General features: G+C 31.9%; 2 protein-coding genes. Both read left to right on the forward strand.

The annotated features are described in order from the left end of the window. Window positions 1–54 precede the first annotated feature (54 nt). Entirely contained in the window at window positions 55–489 is a 435-nt protein-coding gene (locus ADIWIN_RS04100) for a helix-turn-helix domain-containing protein (protein WP_020897603.1), read from the forward strand. Then, on the forward strand, window positions 459–1,307 hold the full coding sequence (locus ADIWIN_RS04105) for an IS3 family transposase (RefSeq protein WP_040756521.1): 849 nt from the start codon (window positions 459–461) through the stop codon (window positions 1,305–1,307). The genes ADIWIN_RS04100 and ADIWIN_RS04105 overlap by 31 nt, the downstream gene beginning before the upstream one ends. The last annotated feature ends 108 nt before the right edge of the window (window positions 1,308–1,415 follow it).

Consider the following 1,415-nt stretch of genomic DNA (forward strand, 5'->3'; position numbering starts at 1 on the left):
TGTACTTTCCTGAAATAGGTTGACTAAAAATTAAGCAATTAATTACTGTCACTTATGAAAACAAAAAATGAACACTGGCTAAAAAAAAGCTATCAAAAAGCAACTTTAGAAACCAAACTTTTAGTCGTTGACCAAATCTTAAATGGTCAGATTTCAAACAACCAAGCTTCTAAAAAATATGATATTCCTAGAACAACTATTTCCTATTGGTTAAGAAAATACAGTACATTAGTACAACAAAACATGGGTATGAGTAAAAACGATGAGATTAAAAAGCTAAAGGAGAAGATTGAAGAACTTGAGTTCCAAAAAGACTTCCAACAGGACATTATCGCTGATATGGAACTTATTACAGGTGTCGATATGTCAAAAAAGTCATTACCCAAAATATTAGCAAAAGAGATAGAGCAAAAGAAAAAACAGCGTATAAAAGAAAATGGCTCTATGGATGTTTTGGGATTTCTAAACAAGCCTTCTACAAAAGACTAAGAACGCAACAGAAAAAAGAAATAGATCATCAAAAAATGATCAAAATGGTCAAGGACTACCGTAATAAAGTAGGCTCTAAAACTGGTGGAATTAAACTACATGCGGAACTTAAAGCTAATTTTACTGAGGCTAATATTAAGATTGGTAGAGACAAGTTCTATCGCTTCCTCAGACTAAATAATCTTTTGATTCCCAAAACTAAAAATTACATCACAACGACAAACTCAAACCATATGTACAAAAAATATAAAAACCTGGTAAAAGACCATGTCCCTACTCGTCCTGAACAACTTTGGGTCAGCGATATCACTTATATTAAAACACAATACGGTCATAATTATTTAGCCATTGTTACAGATGCTTATTCTAAGCAGATTATGGGATATAAACTCGATAACCATATGAGAACATCGCTTTGTACGGATGCACTCGCTATGGCTATTAAAAATAGGAAATACCCTGATAAAAAGCTTATCCATCATTCGGATAGAGGTTTCCAATACTGCAACCCCAAATACACACAGTTTGCTGAAGATAATGGAATTACAATGAGTATGACTGAACAATACGATCCTTACGAAAATGCTGTTGCAGAACGCATTAATAGAACTCTTAAATATGAATATGGATTAAAACAAACCATTAAAAACACTGAATTAGCACAAAAAATGACACAACAAGCAGTCTATATTTATAACAATTTGAGAACACATTTTAGCCTGGATCTCAGAAAACCTGCTGAAGTCCATCTCAATCCAAACATCAAATACAAATCCTATCGAAAAAATAATGTAAATTTACCTGAACTTAAGATTTAAGAACAGAACTAGTTCAAACTATTTTTTTGCCTTCTAAACGGCTAAAAAAAATCTTTTGAACGTCTAAATATTAACTAAAAAGAGTCAACCTATTTCAGTATAATACAA

Origin of the sequence: Winogradskyella psychrotolerans RS-3 (assembly GCF_000427335.1) — a bacterium.
GTDB lineage: Bacteria > Bacteroidota > Bacteroidia > Flavobacteriales > Flavobacteriaceae > Winogradskyella > Winogradskyella psychrotolerans.